Annotated in this window: 12 protein-coding genes; 8 read left to right on the top strand and 4 right to left on the bottom strand. The window is 71.3% G+C overall.

What is annotated here, in order from left to right; translation table 11 throughout:
* Positions 1 to 2: 2 nt before the first annotated feature.
* Together ACWD4G_RS15520 and ACWD4G_RS15525 are read left to right on the top strand one after the other, a co-directional pair.
* Positions 3 to 1,025, top strand: coding sequence for a carbohydrate ABC transporter permease (locus ACWD4G_RS15520; RefSeq protein ID WP_451293465.1), 1,023 nt, complete (start codon positions 3 to 5; stop codon positions 1,023 to 1,025).
* Complete coding sequence (locus ACWD4G_RS15525; RefSeq protein ID WP_451293467.1) at positions 1,022 to 1,915, top strand: carbohydrate ABC transporter permease; 894 nt, start codon at positions 1,022 to 1,024, stop codon at positions 1,913 to 1,915. Before ACWD4G_RS15520 ends, ACWD4G_RS15525 begins: the two co-directional genes overlap by 4 nt.
* On the opposite strand, the gene ACWD4G_RS15530 is transcribed toward ACWD4G_RS15525, so the two are convergent.
* Complete coding sequence (locus ACWD4G_RS15530; RefSeq protein ID WP_451293469.1) at positions 1,879 to 4,176, bottom strand: glycoside hydrolase family 3 N-terminal domain-containing protein; 2,298 nt, start codon at positions 4,174 to 4,176, stop codon at positions 1,879 to 1,881. The genes ACWD4G_RS15525 and ACWD4G_RS15530 overlap by 37 nt on opposite strands.
* A 128-nt stretch (positions 4,177 to 4,304) precedes the next feature.
* A complete protein-coding gene (locus tag ACWD4G_RS15535; protein WP_451293471.1) occupies positions 4,305 to 5,354 on the bottom strand; it encodes a BadF/BadG/BcrA/BcrD ATPase family protein in 1,050 nt (349 codons plus the stop codon).
* 73 nt (positions 5,355 to 5,427) lie between these two features.
* On the opposite strand from ACWD4G_RS15535, the gene ACWD4G_RS15540 reads away from it, so the two are divergent.
* Positions 5,428 to 6,696, top strand: a complete 1,269-nt coding sequence (locus tag ACWD4G_RS15540) for a glycoside hydrolase 5 family protein (RefSeq protein WP_451293898.1) — start codon at positions 5,428 to 5,430, stop codon at positions 6,694 to 6,696.
* A 110-nt stretch (positions 6,697 to 6,806) separates the two neighbouring features.
* Here the strand turns inward: ACWD4G_RS15540 and ACWD4G_RS15545 are convergent, their stop codons facing one another.
* Positions 6,807 to 8,303: a glycoside hydrolase family 3 N-terminal domain-containing protein gene (locus ACWD4G_RS15545; RefSeq protein ID WP_451293473.1), complete on the bottom strand. Its 1,497-nt coding sequence runs from the start codon at positions 8,301 to 8,303 to the stop codon at positions 6,807 to 6,809.
* Between the two features lie 118 nt (positions 8,304 to 8,421).
* Between ACWD4G_RS15545 and ACWD4G_RS15550 the strand changes: the two genes are divergently transcribed.
* The gene (locus ACWD4G_RS15550; RefSeq protein ID WP_451293475.1) at positions 8,422 to 8,784 is read left to right on the top strand and encodes an ArsR/SmtB family transcription factor; all 363 of its coding nucleotides are present in this window, start codon (positions 8,422 to 8,424) and stop codon (positions 8,782 to 8,784) included.
* Positions 8,781 to 9,266, top strand: a complete 486-nt coding sequence (locus tag ACWD4G_RS15555) for an SRPBCC family protein (RefSeq protein ID WP_451293477.1) — start codon at positions 8,781 to 8,783, stop codon at positions 9,264 to 9,266. Before ACWD4G_RS15550 ends, ACWD4G_RS15555 begins: the two co-directional genes overlap by 4 nt.
* A 24-nt stretch (positions 9,267 to 9,290) precedes the next feature.
* Here the strand turns inward: ACWD4G_RS15555 and ACWD4G_RS15560 are convergent, their stop codons facing one another.
* Positions 9,291 to 11,786 (bottom strand): SpoIIE family protein phosphatase, encoded by a 2,496-nt coding sequence (locus ACWD4G_RS15560; RefSeq protein WP_451293479.1) that lies wholly within the window; start codon positions 11,784 to 11,786, stop codon positions 9,291 to 9,293.
* Between the two features lie 292 nt (positions 11,787 to 12,078).
* On the opposite strand from ACWD4G_RS15560, the gene ACWD4G_RS15565 reads away from it, so the two are divergent.
* The 3 genes from ACWD4G_RS15565 to ACWD4G_RS15575 all read left to right on the top strand — a co-directional run bounded on the left by ACWD4G_RS15565 (position 12,079) and on the right by ACWD4G_RS15575 (position 17,008).
* A complete protein-coding gene (locus ACWD4G_RS15565; protein WP_451293481.1) occupies positions 12,079 to 14,166 on the top strand; it encodes a SpoIIE family protein phosphatase in 2,088 nt (695 codons plus the stop codon).
* A gap of 128 nt (positions 14,167 to 14,294) precedes the next feature.
* Positions 14,295 to 14,552, top strand: coding sequence for an EF-hand domain-containing protein (locus ACWD4G_RS15570; RefSeq protein ID WP_451293483.1), 258 nt, complete (start codon positions 14,295 to 14,297; stop codon positions 14,550 to 14,552).
* Positions 14,553 to 14,770: 218 nt separating this feature from the next.
* Complete coding sequence (locus ACWD4G_RS15575; protein WP_451293485.1) at positions 14,771 to 17,008, top strand: MMPL family transporter; 2,238 nt, start codon at positions 14,771 to 14,773, stop codon at positions 17,006 to 17,008.
* Positions 17,009 to 17,184 lie beyond the last annotated feature (176 nt).

Here is a 17,184-nt window from a genome sequence, read left to right on the forward strand (position 1 = left end):
CCATGGCGGCGAAAACCCTGACCCCGGTGTCCGAGTCCGCGACCGTCGCGGACTCGGGCCCCCGGGCCCCCGAACGCCCCACCGGGATACGGCGGTTGTGGCACACCGTGAAGCCGGGCCCGTCGGCCGACGCGGGCGGGGCGGCGCTCTACCGGCGCTGGTGGCTGCCCTGGCTGTGGATGTCCCCGGCGATCCTCGGGGTCACGGTCTTCGGCGTCTACCCGTTCCTCAACACGCTGCTCCTGTCCTTCACCGACGCCAAGCCGCTCGGCGGCGCCGCGTCGTTCGTGGGCCTGGACAACTACACGCGGATGCTGGACGACCCGGACTTCTGGCTCGCCACCCGCAACAGCCTGCTGTACGCGGTGATCGTGGTCCCGCTGATGGTGCTGCTGCCGCTGATGCTGGCGGTGCTGGTGGAGAAGAACCTCCCCGGCATCGGCTTCTTCCGCTCCGCGTTCTACACCCCGGTCCTCGCCTCCAGCGTGGTCGTGGGTCTGAGCTGGCAGTGGCTGCTGAGCGACCAGGGCCTGGTCAACACCTGGCTGCAGAAGGCCCACATCATCCGTGAGGCCATCCCGTTCCTCTCCGACTCCTGGCTGATCCTGCTGTCGGCGATGGGTCTGACACTGTGGAAGGGCCTCGGCTGGTACATGATCTTCTATCTGGCCGCCCTCGGGAACGTGCCCAAGGAACTCCACGAGGCCGCCGCCGTGGACGGCGCGGGCGCGATCCGCCGCTTCTGGCATGTCACCATGCCCGGGGTCCGTACGTCGATGATGCTGGTCGGCACCCTCACCGGCATCGGCTCGCTGCGCGTCTTCACCGAGATCTATATGCTCGGCGGCTCCACCGGCGGCCCCGGCGGCGCCGACCGCACGCTCCCCTTCTACATCCGGGACGTCGCCCTCGACCCCCTCACCGGCAACGCCGGCTACGGCTCGGCGGTCAGCGTCGCCCTCTTCGCACTCACCCTGGGCCTCACACTGCTCGCACAGCGCCTGACGAAGGAGGACGAGGCATGACGACGGCGACCCCGGCAACCCCCGTTGAGAAGCGGCGCCGCCTGATGCCCCGCTGGCGCGACTACGGCCGCCCCCGCGAACTCATCGTCCGCTACCTGCTGTTGCTGTTCGTGCTCGGTATCACGGTCGGCCCACTCGTGTGGCAGCTGCTGTCGTCCCTGAAGGGCGCCGGCGAGGACGTCTTCGGCGCGAGCGCCTCGCTGATCCCCCGCCACCCCACCCTGAACGCCTACCGCCAGGTCTTCGACCAGGTCCCGGTGTGGACGTACATCCGCAACAGCACGATCATCGTCATCCTGTCGGTCGGCAGCCAGCTGATCTTCTCCACGCTCGCCGGCTACATGCTCTCCAAGCCGAGTTGGAAGGGCCGCAGGCTGGTGTGGGTACTGCTGATGGCGTCCATGATGTTCCCCTTCGAGTCGATCATGGTCTCGCTGTTCCTGAGCATCCGTGACCTGGGCCTGGTCGACAACCTGGTGGGTGTCTGGCTGCCCGGTTTCGTCGCCGCCATCAACGTCCTCATCATGCGGGCCGCGTTCCTCGCCGTACCGCGCGAGATCGAGGACGCGGCGATGCTGGACGGCGCGGGCGAGTGGAAGCGGTTCCGCCACCTCTACCTCCCCTCGGCGTGGGGAGCGATCCTCGTCGTCACCATCAACACGTTCATCAGCGCCTGGGACGACTTCCTGTGGCCCCTGATCGTGCTGCGCACCGAGGACCACTTCACCCTCACCCTGGGCCTGGCCCGCCTCACGTCCTCCTCCTTCGGCTACGACCAGCGGTTGGTGATGGCGGGCTCGGTGATCTCGGTGGTCCCGGTCCTGGTGCTGTTCGTGATCACCCAGCGGTGGTTCTACAAGGGCGTCTCGTCGGGTGCCGTGAAGCTCTGATCCAGCAGCAGCGGCACGACGCCCAACGCCTCCCGCGCGGACCCGGCGACACGGACCTCGAACGTCACCCCCGGCAGTACGCCCCTCCCCAGATCGGCGCCGACCAGCTCCAGTTGGTCGGCGCCGAGCCGCATCCGGACCGTGCGGCACTCACCGGGAGCGAGTTCGACGGGCTGGAAGCCCCGAAGCTCCAGCGTGCGCGGCCAGACGGGCGTACGCAGCGGCCGGACATACAGCTGGACGACGGTACGGCCGTGCCGCTCCCCGGTGTTGGTGACGTCGACCTCGACCGCACGACCACCCGACAGGCGGGCCTGCCCGTACCGAAAGGTCGTGTACGCCAGCCCGTGTCCGAAGGCGTAGAGCGGTTCGGCGCTGCCGTCGACGTAGCCGCCGTACTCGGTTTCCTTGTGGTTGTAGTACACGGGGAGTCGGTCCGCCGCGCGAGGGACGGATACGGACAGCCGCCCACGAGGCTCACGCAGTCCGAGCAGCACTTCGGCGATGGCGTCGCCGCCCCAGGGCCCGGGGTACCAGGCGGTGAGCAGGGCGGCGGCACGCTCGGCGGCCTCCGGTACGGCGTGGGGGCGCCCCTGGACGAGCACGACCACGGTGGGCGTACCGGTCGCGGTGACGGCGTCGAGGAGAGCGCGCTGAGCGGCGCCGAGCCGGAGCCCGGCCAGGTCGACACCCTCCCCGCAGGTCATCTCGGAGACCACGGTACGGGCGGCTCCGTTGGCGTCGAAGCCCGTGTCGGCGGTACGGGCGCTGCTGCCGCCCAGCACGAGGACGGCGAGGTCGCAGACGGCGGCCGTGGCGACCGCCTCCGGTATCCCGGTGCGATCGTCGCCGGTGAGATCGGCCCCGTGGGCATGACGGATGTCGGTGCCGGGCGGGGCGAGGCGTCGCAGTGCGTCGAGGACGGCGGTGCCGGTGCCGGGCCGTTGGGGGGCGGTGTAGTCGCCGAGTTGGTGGGCGGTGGTGGCGGCGTGCGGGCCGAGGACGGCGATCCGCCGGACGGACGGGTGGATGGGGAGAACACCGGCGGTGTCATGGAGGAGGGTGACGGCGGCACGGGCGAGGTCGGTGCTCACGGCACGGCCCGCCTCGGGGGACGGCGACTCGGGGCGGGCGTAGGGCTGTTCGAACAGTCCCAGCCGGAACTTCAGCCGCAGAACACGGGCAACGGCATCATCGAGGGTCTTCTCCGCCACGAGTCCCCACTCGACGGCCTCTTCGAGATGAGTGAACCCCTGGTCCCAAAGGCTCAGATCCACACCGGAGTTGAGCGCGAGCGCGCCCGCCGAGACCGCGTCCCCGGTGATCCGGGCCAGCCGGTCCACGGCCAGCCCGTCGGCCATCACCAGCCCCTGGAAACCCCAGCGTTCACGCAGGAGGCCGGTGAGCAGGGCGCGGTTGCCGGAACAGGGCAGCCCATCGACCTCGTTGTAGGCGGACATCACGGCGGCGGCCCCGGCACGGACCCCGGCGAGGGCGGCGGGCAGATGGATCTCGTGCAGCTCGCGCGGGCCCAGCTCCGATTCGGCGGAGTTCCGCCCACCGACGGTGGCCCCCTGCCCGGCGAAGTGCTTGAGCACGACGGGAGCGCGGTCGACGGCGAAGGCTCCGTCCTTGCCGGTCGTCCCCTGCATCCCCTTCACCAGCGCCTCGGTCAGTCGGGCCGCGAGATACGGGTCCTCGCCGAAGCACTCCTCGGCCCGCCCCCAACGCGGGTCCCGAACGATGTCGAGAGCGGAGACGAGGGCCATATGTCCACCCCGGGCCCGCAGTTCGGCGGCGGCAAACGCGGCGGCCCGCTCGTACAGCTCGGGGTCCCAGGTGGCCCCGACGGCCAGATTGACGGGGAGAACCGTCCCATCGAGCGCCATGTGTCCATGCGGCACCTCCTCGACGAACAGCGCCGGAATCCCGAGCCGACTGCGCTCGATGACATGCCGCTGAACGGTGTCGGCCAGCTCGGCACCGCTGTCGGCATCGGGTCCGCTGCCGTACTCGACCCCGGACCAGGCATCGGCCCGCATCAGCCCGTACAACGCCCCGAGCCCGGCGAACCGCTCGGTCTCGGCGATCAGGGCTTCGGTGACTTCGAAGCCGCCGTCCGGGGTACGCCGGTAGGCGTCCCACCCGTACATCCGCTGATTGAGCTGACCGGCCTTCTCGCGGAGGGTCATCCGGGAGAGGAGGTCGGTGACGCGGTCGTCGAGGGGGGCTGTGGGGGATCGATAGAGCGGGACGGACATCGGGAGGCTTCCTCCGGAAAGTGACCGACGGGGGCCCGTATAGACACGGGGGCACTGCAACGCCCGTTCTTTTAGGGGCGCGGGGAACTGCGCGACCAGCCACAACGGACCCGCAGCCGAACTACGACCTAAACAGCACCCCTTCTCCCGAGCGCCTGCGTGGCCAAGGCCACCGCCCCGTCGCACCCATCCGCCACAGGGGCGATCGCCAGGCCGAGGTGAGCCATCCGTTCGGTCAGCGGCGCCAACAAGGGCCCACCCGCGAGCAACCCACCCGTAACGGCAAGCGGCTCCCCCACACGAGGCTTCAGCGCGACAACCATGTCGGCCAACACCTCACCCGCCTCCTGAAGAATCTCCACCGCGACACCGTCCTTCTCCTCAGCCGCCCGCGTCACCAGCGGAGCGAACGCGGCGAGCCCCGTCGGCGGCCGATCCATGACGGCGGGCAGCAAGCGGGCCCGGTAGGCGGCGCGCTGACCGGCCGTCCAGCCAAGGTCGCCCTCGCCGTCGTACGCCCCCGGTGGCAGCACCCTCTCCGGCAACCCCAGCGTCCGCCCGACCTCGGCCACCAGCACCGTGTGCCGCCCCCTCCCGTCCGCCGCCCGCAAAACCGCCCGCACCGCGCTGCGCCCGATCCAGAACCCACCCCCGTCATCCCCGAGCAGCCACCCGTCGCCCCCGGAGGTGGCGACGAGTACCCTCCCCTCGATCCGCGCGGCGACCGCCCCCGTACCGGCGACGAGGGCGAGCCCGTCAGCGGGGTGCCCCGGCGCTCCGGCGAACGCGGCCTCGATGTCGCTGTAGACCTCGACGGCGCGGGCGCCGATGCCGAGTCGGTCCAGCGCGGCGGTGAGGGCGTCCCGCGCCCGCACCCGGCCCGGCTCGTCGGCCGGACTCCGCGCCGCCCCGGCGAAACCGCCCGCCACCGCCCGCACTCGCCCGCGCGAAGCCTCCGGCACCGCACGGGCGATCGCGTCGGCGAGGTGATCGGTCAGCTCCGGCCCGGGCACGGTCAGTGCGTTGCCCGGCCCGGCGGCCCCTTCTCCCAGCGGTCGCCCGTCGCGCGCGGACGCGCACACCGCACGCGTACGGGTACCGCCGGCGTCGAGGCCGACCACGAGGCCCTGGAGATCTCCGGAGCGATCTCCGAAGTCTTGGTTCAAATCACTATTCATTGTCGTCCATGGTGGTTGATACATTCGCCGCAGACAAGGTCCCAGGAGTGTTCCGAGCCCCCAGGAGGACGCCATCAACACGCCCCCGCCCGCTCCCGGCACGCCCTCACCGGCTCCCGAACCACGTTTCGGCGTCAACTACACCCCGCGCCGCGGCTGGTTTCACGCCTGGCACGACTTCGAGCCGCGATTCGCCCGGGAGGACCTGGCGCAGATCGCCGGTCTGGGCCTGGATCACGTACGGGTCTTCCACCTCTGGCCGCTGCTCCAGCCCAACCGGACCATGATCCGCACGGCGGCCCTGGACCAGCTCTGCCGGCTGGTGGACCTGGCCGCCGAGTTCGGGCTGGATGTCATGGTGGACGGGGTGCAGGGCCATCTGTCGAGCTTCGACTTCTACCCGGAGTGGACGCGCAGCTGGCACCACCGCAATGTGTTCACCGACCCCGAGGCGATCGAGGCGCAGGCGAACCTGTTGCACGCCCTCGGCCGCGCCCTGACCGGCCGCCCGAACCTGATCGGCCTCCAGCTCGGCAACGAACTCAACAACCTGGTCGAGCACAACCCGGTGACGGTGGCCGAGGTGGACCACTACCTCGACACCCTGATCGCGGCGGCCCGCGACGGACTGGGCGAGGGCGGTGGCCTGGTCACGCACTCCGCGTACGACGCGGCCTGGTACGGCGACGACCACCCCTTCACACCGGAGGCGTCGGCCCGCAAGGGCGACCTCACGACCGTTCACCCCTGGGTGTTCTCCGCGAACTGTGCCCGCCTCTACGGCCCCCGTTCGCCGCAGGTGGGGCATCTCGCCGAGTACGGGACCGAGCTGGCGAAGGCATACGCCCTCGACCCGGACCGCCCGGTGTGGGTGCAGGAGACGGGCGCGCCCGAGCCGCACATCCCGGCCGCCGACGCGCCCGACTTCGCCCGGGCGACCCTGCGACACGCGGCGGACTGCACCGTGCTGTGGGGCGTGACCTGGTGGTGCTCCCACGACGTGGACCGCTCCCTCGCCGACTTCCCCGAGCTCGAATACACCCTGGGCCTGTTCGACTCCTCGGGCCGTCCCAAGCCGATCGCCCACGCGCTCGCCGAGACGGTCGCGGAACTGCGCGCCAAGCCGGAGCGGGCCGCGCCGGTGCCGGTCCGGGACACCGCGCTGGTCCTGGAGTGCACACCGGGGACGCGGTCGGTGTCCGGCCCCGGCGGTGCCTTCTTCGAGACATGGATGCGGCTGCGGCAGGAGGGGGCTCGCCCGGCGGTCGTCCTCGCCGAGCGGGCGCAGGACGCGGGGTATCTGGCGGCGCGGGGGATCACCGAGCTGATCCGCCCGGAGTGAGGGGCAACGCCGTACGGAGCCGACTCGGCGTACCGGGTCGGCTCACGACGTACCGGACCGCGCCCCCCGTAGCGTGCTGAGTTCGGTTTACAGCGACGGGGCCGCTCCACTCACAGCACCCCGGTCAGCACCTCCGCCACGGCCCGCAGATTGACGCGGCCCCGACCGTACGCGCAGACGGCGTCCCCCGCGTCCGGCTCCGGCAGCCCCGTCGACACCCGTACCGCGTCCGGACGTGCCGCCAGCAGGGCATCGCGGAGCCGGCCCTGCCAGGGGTGCAGGCCGGCGTCGCACACGGCGACCACCAGAGGCCGCCCCTCGGCCGCGCTCAGCGCCTGCGCCACCACGGCGTCCGGGTCCTTCGGCTCCCCGGCGACGGCCGATCCCGTCGCCGTCGGGTCCAGTGCCCGGACCTCGGTGAGAAGGTCCTCGCCGCCCCAGTTGAGGGCGGGGTGCGGAGGCGGGAAGAGGTCGACGACGTGGGCGCCGGTGGCGGGGGGCGGGAGCGGTCCCCGGGCGCGTACGGCTCGGCGTGCCGCTTCGAGTCCGGCGCCGGTGTCCCAGGGGGCCGTCCGGTCCGGGGCGGTGGGTGTCGCGTACCGGTCCGCGAGGCGTCGTACCCGCCCCGCCGCCTCCATGACCCGGTCCTCCGGCAGCTCCCCGGCGGCCAGGGCCGCGAGGACGGCGTCCCGGCAGGCCAGGGTCGTACCCAAATCGGGTACGGCGACGATGACCTGGTCGGCTCCGGCGGCGAGGGCGAGTCGGGCGCCGGCGGCCTCGCCGTAGCGGTCGGCGATGGCCTTCATCTCCAGCGCGTCGCTCACCAGTACGCCGTCGAAGCGGAGTTCGTCGCGGAGCAGGTCGTGGAGGACGCGGGGGCTGAGCGTGGCGGGGCGGTCGGGGTCGAGGGCCGGGAAGACCACGTGGGCGCTCATCAGCATCGGTACGCCCGCCGTGATCGCCGCGCGGAACGGAGCGAGGTCGAGGTCGGCGTACGGGCGGGGGTCGAGGGCGAGTTCGTGGTGGCTGTCGGTGACCGTGCCGCCGTGGCCGGGGAAGTGCTTGGCGCAGGAGGCGATGCCACGGGCCTCGGTGGCGGCGATCCAGGCGTGCAGATGGCGGGAGACGAGGTCGGGGTCGGAGCCGAACGAGCGGGTGCGCACGATCGGGTTCTCGGGCCGTCGCTGGAGGTCGGCGACCGGGGCGTAGGAGACGGTGATGCCGAGCATGGCGAGGTGACCGGCGAGCGCGTCGGCACAGTACGCGGTGAGCGCGGGGTCGTCGACGAAGCCGAGGGCCCAGGAACCGGGGACCTCGGGGGCGCCCGCGCCGACCAGATGGCCGATGCCGCCGCCCTCGTTGTCGATGGCCACCAGCAGATCGGGGCGCAATGCCCTGAGCGCGCCGGTGAGTTCGCGGACCTGGTCGGCGTCGCGCACATTGCGGGTGAACAGGATGACCCCGCCCAGTCCGCGGTCGACGAGTCGTTTCAGGGGGTCGGGAACGGTCGTGGTGCCGTCGAAACCGGCGACCAGACAGCGGTGCGCGGCCTCGTCCAGGGCAGTGGGCAGAACGGGACCTGAGGGCTCGTACGGAGGAAGGGTCACCTCCGGAATCCTCTGGCTCACCAAGCCGAAAGTCAACAGAACCACGGTTTGTTGATTCAGAGAGCCCCTCCGCCTTGGCGGTTTACAAGAGACGCCCGGCGGGCTAACGTACAACCAAATGGTTGTAGATAAGAGTGGCGACGGCAGCCTGGACCGGGTCTTCCACGCTCTGGCGGACCCGACCCGGCGGGACATCCTGCGCCGCTGCGGTCAGGGTGAGCTGTCGGTCTCACGACTGGCCGAGGCCTATCCGATGAGTTTCGCCGCGGTGCAGAAGCACGTGGCGGTGCTGGAGCGGGCCGGGCTGGTCGGCAAACGGCGGCGCGGGCGGGAGCAGCTCGTCCGCGCGGAGCCGGAGGGCGTGGCCCTCGCCCGGCGGACGCTCGACGAGCTGGAAGACCTGTGGCGCGGCAGGGTGGAGAGGATGTCCGATCTGCTCGCGGAGGACCCGTACGACGCACAAGGAGGACTGGACAGATGAGTGTGACCAGTGTGGACAAGGACTACGACAACCTCACCCTCACCCTGGTCGCGGACTTCGCGGCCCCGGTCGAGAAGGTGTGGCAGTTGTGGGCGGACCCCCGGCGGCTGGAGCGCTGGTGGGGGCCGCCGACCTACCCGGCGACCTTCGAGACCCACGATCTCGTGCCGGGCGGTGAGGCGACCTACTTCATGACCGGCCCCGAGGGCGACAAGTTCCGCGGCTGGTGGCGGATCACGGCGGTCGCCCCGCCCACGTCCCTGGAGCTCACCGACGGCTTCGCCGACGACGAGGGCAAGCCGAACCCCGACATGCCGACCACCATCATGCGTATGCGGCTCACCCGGCACGACGGCGGCACCCGCATGGAGATCCGGTCCGCGTTCACCAGCCGTGAGGACATGGACAAGCTGGTGACCATGGGCATGGAGGAGGGCCTCAAGGAGGCGGTCGGGCAGATGGACGGCCTGTTGACGGGCTGAAGCCCGCGGGGGCACCCGTCCGCCTCACGGGATCGTCTGTTCCGCCCAGATGATCTTTCCGTCCGGGGTGTAGCGGGTGCCCCAGCGGTGGGTGAGCTGGGCCACGAGGAACAGGCCGCGGCCTCCCTCGTCGAGGCTGCGGGCGTGTCGCAGCCGGGGCGCCGTGCTGCTGGCGTCGAAGACCTCGCAGGTCAGCCGGGCGTCGCGGAGGAGGCGCAGCCGGATGGGCGCGGCCGCGTGGCGGAGGGCGTTGGTGACGAGTTCGCTGACGATGAGTTCCGTCGTCATGGCCAGCTCGTCCAGTCCCCAGGCCTCGACCTGGCGGGTCGCCCTGGCCCGCAGGTCGGCGACGGCGGCCGGGTCGGCGGGCACGTCCCAGGAGACGACCTGGTCGGGGCGGAGCGCATGGGTGCGGGCCAGCAGCAGCGCGATGTCGTCCGGCTGGGGCACCGGCACCAGCCGGCGTACGGCGGAGGTGCACAGGGTGGCGAGGTCGGTGTCGCAGTGGGCCAGCAGCTCGGCGAGCCGGGACATACCGCGCTCCAGATCGCGGTCGGTGCCCTCGATGAGGCCGTCGGTGTAGAGGCCGAGCAGGCTGTTCTCGGCGAGTTCGATCTCGGTGGCCTCGAACGCCATCCCGCCGAGCCCGAGCGGAGGCCCGGCCGGGGGCTCGGGGAACGACACCCGGCCATCGGGGGTGACGACCACGGGCGGCGGGTGTCCGGCACGGGCCATGGTGCAGCGCCGGGTGACCGGGTCATAGACGGCGTAGAGGCAGGTGGCGCCGAGGAAGACGGGTGTCGTCGTGCTCCGGGCGGTGGCGCCGGCACCCTTGGCGTCCTTGTCGTCGGGCTGCTCGGCGCTCAGTCGGAGCAGCAGGTCGTCGAGGTGGGAGAGGAGTTCGTCGGGCGGCATCTCCATGTCGGCCAGGGTCTGCACGGCGGTACGCAGTCGGCCCATTGTCGCCGCGGCCGTGATGCCATGGCCGACGACATCGCCGACGACCAGCCCGACCCGGGCACCGGACAGGGGGATCACATCGAACCAGTCGCCGCCCACGCCGTCCGTCGGGTCCGCCGGCAGATACGCGGAGGCCACCTCCAGGGCCGTACCGCCGGTGAGGGCCTGCGGCAGCAGGCTCCGCTGGAGGGTGACGGCCGCCGTGTGCTCGCGCGTGTAGCGGCGGGCGTTGTCGACGCACAGCGCGGCCCGTGCCACCAGTTCCCGGGCGAGCAGGACGTCGTCGGACTGGAACGAGACGGGATTGACGGACCGTATGAACGTGGTGAGGCCGAGGGCGGTGTTGCGGGCCCGCATCGGCACCGAGATCAGGGAGTGCAGGCCGAACTCCCTGATGCTGGCGACCCGTTCGGGCTGTTCGGCGACCCAGACGTCGTCGGTCGGGTCGAGTACCGGGATGAGGACCGGCTCGCCGTCGATGAGCAGGCCCGCGTCGTAGGCCGGAGGGAAGAAGCCTGCCCGGTCCCCGATCCGGGCCACCGCCTCCGGGGCTCCCTCGCGCACCGACCTCAGTCCGGCGCGACGCAGTACGGGTGTGGTGGTGGCCGGTCCGGCGTCGGTGAGCCAGGTGCCGTGGCCCTCCGTGCTGAAGACGTCGTCGAGGAGATCCACGACGACGAAGTCGGCGAACCGGGGGACGGCGAAGTCGGCGAGTTCCTGAGCCGTGCGCATCACGTCCAGGCTGGTGCCGACCCGGGCCCCGGCCTCGTTGACCAGCGTCAGCAGTTGGCGGGCGTTCCAGCGCTCGGTGACGTCCTGGACCAGGTAACAGACGCCGGTGACGGAGTCCGTGGCGTCCAGCAGCGGGAAGAAGGACGTGGAGTAGGCGCGACGGCGGCCGGGGTCGGCCCAACTCCAGCCCAGGTACTCGTAGTCGGTGACCGGGACCCCAGTGTCCAGGACCTTGCGCATCAGGCCCTCCAGAGTGTCCGCCTGCAACCCGGGCAGCAGGTCGCTGAGCCGTCGGCCCAGCCGCTGTTCGCGGGGCACGCCGCCGAAGCGTTCCAGGGTCTCGTTCAGCCAGACGTACCTCAGCTCCAGGTCCATCACCGCCATACCGATCGGTGAGCGGGTGAGGAAGCCGTCGAGGACGGATTGGCCGACCGTCCACTGGGGGCGCTGCTCCCTGGCGGAGATCAGGAAGCATTCGTCGTCGTCGATGCGGAAGGACGCCGAGACCCGGAGGTCGGCCTCGACGGCACGCCCGTCCCGGTGCCGCAGCGGTACGCCCCCGCTCCAGCCCATCCCGCCACGGCAGCGCTCCGCCACACCGGCCACCCGCGCCGGATCGGCGGGCAGCGCCACGAGCGGCGCCGCCGAGCCGCCGACCACCTCGTCGGCCGCGTACCCGAGCAGCGCCTCGGCGCCGCGCGTCCATCCGACGACGACGCCCGCGCCGGACACCACCGCGGCGGCGTCGGTCGAGGCGTCGAGTGGATCACGCGGTCCGGCGGGGGTCGGCCCGGGGGCCGTTTCGCGAGCGGGATCGATGGAGGCCATGGAGGCTCGATTCGGATTACGGTGCCGGAGTCGCGTGGACCCTCGGTGGTACTGCGCGATACCGGGTGTCACATCGGGTGGGCCAGGAGGTGCCTCCCCTGCGCGGTGCCCAGTACCGTCACACGACCATGTTCCTGCGTGTCCGCCCGACGTGCACGGTTCACCGATGGACGGCGCCCTCGGCCCCCTCCCCCTCTGTGCTTTCGGTGGGCCCCGCCCGGGGGCAGCATGGAAGGGGCGGTGCGGGGAACGTGGGGTGCGGCGGGGTCGCCGGTGTGGAGGTGGTCCGCGGATGGCAGGGGAATCCTTCCGAGCGGATGAGCACGGTGTGTACGGCCGCGGAGCGCGCCCGGTCGTCGAGACGCCGCCGCCCACCGGGCTGCTGGACGTCCTGAGCGTGGCCGCGATGGTCGTCGACAGCAGTGGCCGGATCGTGTTCTGGACGCCCCAGGCGGAGGATCTGTTCGGATACTCGTCGGAAGAAGCCTTGGGGAAGTACGCGGCGCGGCTGTTCATCCACCCCGAGCATCTGAAGGCGGTCGCGAAGCTGTTCGCGGAGGTGCTGGAGAGCGGCCGGAGCTGGGCGGGCGCCTTCCCGATCCGGCACAAGGACGGCGGCAGCCGCCTGATGGAGTTCCGCAACATGCGGTTGCAGGACGACCTCGGCGGTGTCTTCGTGCTCGGTATCGCCGTCGACCGCAGCCTCCTGCAGCGGGTCGAAACCGATCTGGCCCTGTGCGAGCGGCTGATCGACCAGTCACCGATCGGTCTTGCCCTGCTCAACCCCGATCTGCGGTATCTGCTGGTCAACCCGGCGTTGGAGCGCATCGACGGCATCCCGGCGGAGGAGCACGTGGGACGGCTGCTGCGGGACACCCTGTCCCTCCCCGACGTCGACACCATCGAGTCGGCGCTGCGGCAGGTGCTCACCACCGGCACCCCGCTCCTCGACCAGTACCACGTGGGCCGCCCGCCGACCGACCCCGAGCATGAGCACGCCTGGTCGCTGTCCTTCTACCGGCTGGAGGACAGCGGCGGCCGGGTGCTGGGCGCGGCCACCTCGGTCGTGGACGTCACCGAGCGGCATCGCGCGGCCGCCGAGGCCGACCGGGCCCGTAGACGTCTGGCGCTCATCGCGGAGGCGTCCGCGCGGGTCGGGACCACGCTGGAGGTGGAGGAGACCGCCCGGGAGCTGGCCGACATCGCCGTACCGCAGCTCGCCGATGTCGTCGCCGTGGATGTGCTGGACTCGGCGCTCGCCTGCCGGAGGGCGCGCCGGCCCGACAACGGGCCCGAGCTGTTCCGGGCCCTCGCGCTCAAGGCGGAGCGGCCGACCGTGGCGTTGCGCGCCGCCGATCCGCCGGGCGACCTCGCCGCGTACGACGGGGACCGGCTGGTCACCCTGTGTGTGCACAGCGGTCGGCCGGTGCTGGTGCGGCATGTCGGCGCGGAGGATCTGCCGAGGATCGCGCGGGACGCGGAGGCCGGGTCGCTGCTGGCCCGGGCCGGTGTCCACTCGTATCTGGCGGTGCCGTTGATCGCGCACGGCGAGGTGCTGGGCGCCCTCGATCTCAAGCGCACCCGCAATCCGCTGCCGTTCGACGAGGACGACGTCGTACTCGCCGCCGAGCTGGCCGGGCGGGCCGCGGTGGCCATCGACAACGCCCGCTGGTTCCAGAGCGTGCGCAACACCGCGCTCACCCTTCAGCGCAGTCTGCTGCCCGACCATCCCCCGCACCACACGGGCCTGGAGCTGGCCACCCGCTACCAGCCCGCGCAGGCGACGAGCGAGGTCGGCGGCGACTGGTACGACGTGATCCCGCTGGAGGACGACAAGACCGCCCTGGTCGTCGGTGACGTGATGGGCAACGGCATCGACGCCGCCGCCACCATGGGCCGACTGCGCACCGCCACCTGCGCCTACGCCGACCTGGATCTGGACCCGGGTGCCGTGCTCCAGCACCTCGACAAGATCACCTGCGATCTGGAGCACTACATCGTCACCTGCCTGTACGCGGTGTACGACCCCCGCACCAGGCAGTGCCGTATCGCCAACGCCGGCCATATGCCGCCCGCGCTGGCCGGCCCCCACCGTGACGCCTCGCTGCTGGACCTGCCCTCCGGCGTCCCGCTCGGCGTCGGCGGCATCCCCTTCGAGACCACCACGACCCGTCTCGACCCCGATGACCTGCTGGTCCTCTACACCGACGGCCTCGTGGAGACCCGGCACCACCCGATCGACGACCGTCTGGACGTCCTGCTCGGCTTCCTCGACGAACCCCACCGCTCGCTGGAGGCGACCTGCGACCTGCTCCTGTACGGTCTGCGCCACCCCGACGACCACGACGACGTGGCCCTCCTCGTCGCCCGCGCCCTGTAGAACGCCGTGGAATGTACGCCGTGGAACACACTCCATGGAACGCACGGCATGGAACAGAACGTTTGGAACGTACGGCGCCCACCGGACCGCATGGCGTGGGCCCTCCGCCGAGAAAGGGACGAGATCGCATGGCGAGTGACAAGGCCCGGAAGCTGTTCGAGGCGCTCGACCTCGATCACAACGGGACGCTGACCCGGCTGGAGGTGATCACCGCCCTGCGGTCGAAGGGGCCGTCCCTCGCCGCGTCCGGGGATCTGCCGTTCTGGGCGCTCGGGGACGTCGACGCCGCCTCCGCGCTGTTCGACGCCGCCGACCAGAACGGGGACTCCGTGCTGACCCTGGACGAGTTCGCCGCGGTGGTGGACCGCCGCTTCGGCTGGCACTAGCCGTCGACGGCCGAGGAGGAGACGCGAGGAGGAACCCTCAGGAGGAGACACGAGGAGCAGACCCAAGGAGGAGATCCACCGGTACCGCGGTACTGGTCCCCCACCGGATTCGGTCCCGTGGTGCCGGAGAAGCGCGAGATTCCGCTCCTAGCTTGAGCACGGGGCCGAGCGGCCCCGACCTCTCGCACTGATCCTCTTCTCCTGGTGGGAGTACTTGCGTGGCCACCTTCCTCTATCGTCTGGGCCGTGCGGCGTTCCGGCGACGACGGCTGTTCCTGATGGCGTGGATCGTCGTACTGGCCGTCGTCGGCATAGGCGCCGGCAGCGTCTCCGGCACCACGACGGACGACTTCACCCTCCCCGGCACCCAGTCCCAGAAGGCCATCGACCTGCTGGAGAAGGAGTTCCCGCAGGCGTCCGCGAGCGGTGCCACGGCCCAGGTCGTCTTCGAGGCGCCGAAGGGTCGGAAGCTGACCTCCGAGGCGAACAAGGCGGAGATCGGCACGCTGGTCGCCGAGTTGCTGAAGGCACCGCAGGTGGCGAGTGTCACCGAGCCCTTCGCGAGCGGCCTGGTCTCGAAGGACGGCACGATCGCCTACGCCCAGGTCACCTACAAGGTCCCCCGGGCCGACCTCACCGACGCGGCCGGCGACGCCCTGCGCGACATCGCCGGGCAGGGTGAGAAGGCCGGACTCACGGTCAGCCTCGGCGGCAACGCCGTACAGGAGGAACAGGCCAGCAAGGCAGCCGAGTTGATCGGACTGGCGGTCGCCGCTTTCGTCCTGGTCGTCACCTTCGGCTCACTGCTGGCGGCCGGGCTGCCCTTCGTCACCGCGATCTTCGGGGTCGTGGCGGCGATCTGCGCCATCACCATCGCCACGTCCTTCGTCGACATGGCCTCGGCCTCCTCGACGCTGGCCCTGATGCTGGGCCTCGCCGTCGCCATCGACTACGCCCTGTTCATCGTCTCCCGCTACCGCGGTGAGCTGCGCGAGGGGCACAATCCGGAGGAGGCCGCCGGACGGGCGCTGGGCACCGCCGGTTCGGCCGTCGTCTTCGCCGGGCTGACCGTGATCATCGCGCTGGCCGGGCTGAGTGTCATCGGGATCAAGATGCTCACCAGCATGGGTCTGGCCGCCGCGTTCGCCGTGGCCGTCGCCGTGGTGATCGCGCTGACGCTGCTGCCGGCCGTGCTCGGCTTCGCCGGGACGCGGATCACGGAGGGGAAGCTCACCACGAAGCGGCTGCGGGCCCAGGAACGCGGCGAGGGCGACACGATGGGTGTGCGCTGGGGCCGGTTCGTCACCCGCAACCCGGTGAAGATGCTCATCGTCTCGGTCCTCGGCCTCGGTCTCCTCGCCCTCCCGGCCGCCTCGCTCCGGCTGACCCTGCCCGACGACAGCATGGCCGCCCCCGGCTCCACCCAGCGGATCGCCTACGACACCGTGAGCAAGGGCTTCGGCGACGGCTACAACGGGCCGCTGACGGTGGTCGTCGACGCCCGCGCCGCCGACGACCCGAAGACGGCCGCGCAGAACGCGTACGACATGATCGGCGGTCTCGACGACATCGCGACCGTACGTCCGGCCGTCTTCAACGAGGCCGGTGACGTCGGCCTGATCGGCGCGATCCCGAAGAGTTCCCCGACGAGTGAGGCCACCAAGGACCTCGTCAACGACATCCGCGACCACAGCGCCGCGCTGAAGCGGGAGACCGGCGCCGATCTGATGGTCACCGGTACGACCGCCGTGAACATCGACGTGTCGCAGAAGCTCGGCGACGCCATGGTCCCGTATCTGGCCATCGTGGTCGGACTCGCCCTGGTGCTGCTGCTGTTGGTGTTCCGTTCGATCCTGGTCCCGCTCAAGGCCGCCCTGGGCTTCCTGCTCAGCGTGGTCGCCACCCTGGGTGTGCTGGTCGCGGTCTTCCAGTGGGGCTGGCTCGCCGATGTGTTCGGGGTCGAGCAGACCGCGCCGATCGTGAGCGTGCTGCCGATCCTCCTGATCGGTGTGGTCTTCGGTCTCGCCATGGACTACGAGGTGTTCCTCGTGACCCGGATGCGCGAGGAGTACGTCCACGGGGCCGAGCCGACCGAGGCGATCGTCTCCGGGTTCCGGCACGGGGCCCGGGTGGTCACGGCCGCCGCGGTCATCATGATCTCGGTGTTCGCCGGGTTCCTCCTCGACGACACCGCCCTGGTCAAGTCCATCGGCCTGGGCCTGGCCGCCGCCGTCCTCTTCGACGCCTTCGTGGTCCGCATGACCATAGTCCCGGCGGTGATGACCCTGGTCGGCCGCAGGGCCTGGTCCCTGCCCGACTGGCTCGACCGAGCCATCCCCGACGTGGACGTGGAGGGCGAGAAACTCCGCCACGCCCTCGCGGCCCGAGAGCAGAAGGAGCCCGCCGAACCAAAGGCACAGGAGCGGGTACCGGCGGCGCCGACGGGGCAGAGCTGACCGAACCCGAAGCGGCCGGGCGGCGAAGCCGGCGCAGGCGACCTCGACCGAGGGATCGAGAGGCCGAAGGCCCTCGAAAGGGGCGCGGGGCTGTATCCATATGCGGCTCCGCCGCGCGGGCGCGACCAGCCCCCACACACCGAACGCCGCCAACGAACCGCGACACCCGGGCTCGT

This window comes from Streptomyces sp. NPDC002643 (assembly GCF_053592555.1).

Excerpts from the sequence above, each read along its gene's own strand:
- ACWD4G_RS15520 (WP_451293465.1), top strand. The coding sequence starts at position 3 with ATGGCGGCGAAAACCCTGACCCCGGTGTCCGAGTCCGCGACCGTCGCG.
- ACWD4G_RS15525 (WP_451293467.1), top strand. The coding sequence starts at position 1,022 with ATGACGACGGCGACCCCGGCAACCCCCGTTGAGAAGCGGCGCCGCCTG.
- ACWD4G_RS15530 (WP_451293469.1), bottom strand. The coding sequence starts at position 4,176 with ATGTCCGTCCCGCTCTATCGATCCCCCACAGCCCCCCTCGACGACCGC.
- ACWD4G_RS15535 (WP_451293471.1), bottom strand. The coding sequence starts at position 5,354 with ATGAATAGTGATTTGAACCAAGACTTCGGAGATCGCTCCGGAGATCTC.
- ACWD4G_RS15550 (WP_451293475.1), top strand. The coding sequence starts at position 8,422 with ATGGTTGTAGATAAGAGTGGCGACGGCAGCCTGGACCGGGTCTTCCAC.
- ACWD4G_RS15555 (WP_451293477.1), top strand. The coding sequence starts at position 8,781 with ATGAGTGTGACCAGTGTGGACAAGGACTACGACAACCTCACCCTCACC.
- ACWD4G_RS15560 (WP_451293479.1), bottom strand. The coding sequence starts at position 11,786 with ATGGCCTCCATCGATCCCGCTCGCGAAACGGCCCCCGGGCCGACCCCC.
- ACWD4G_RS15565 (WP_451293481.1), top strand. The coding sequence starts at position 12,079 with ATGGCAGGGGAATCCTTCCGAGCGGATGAGCACGGTGTGTACGGCCGC.
- ACWD4G_RS15570 (WP_451293483.1), top strand. The coding sequence starts at position 14,295 with ATGGCGAGTGACAAGGCCCGGAAGCTGTTCGAGGCGCTCGACCTCGAT.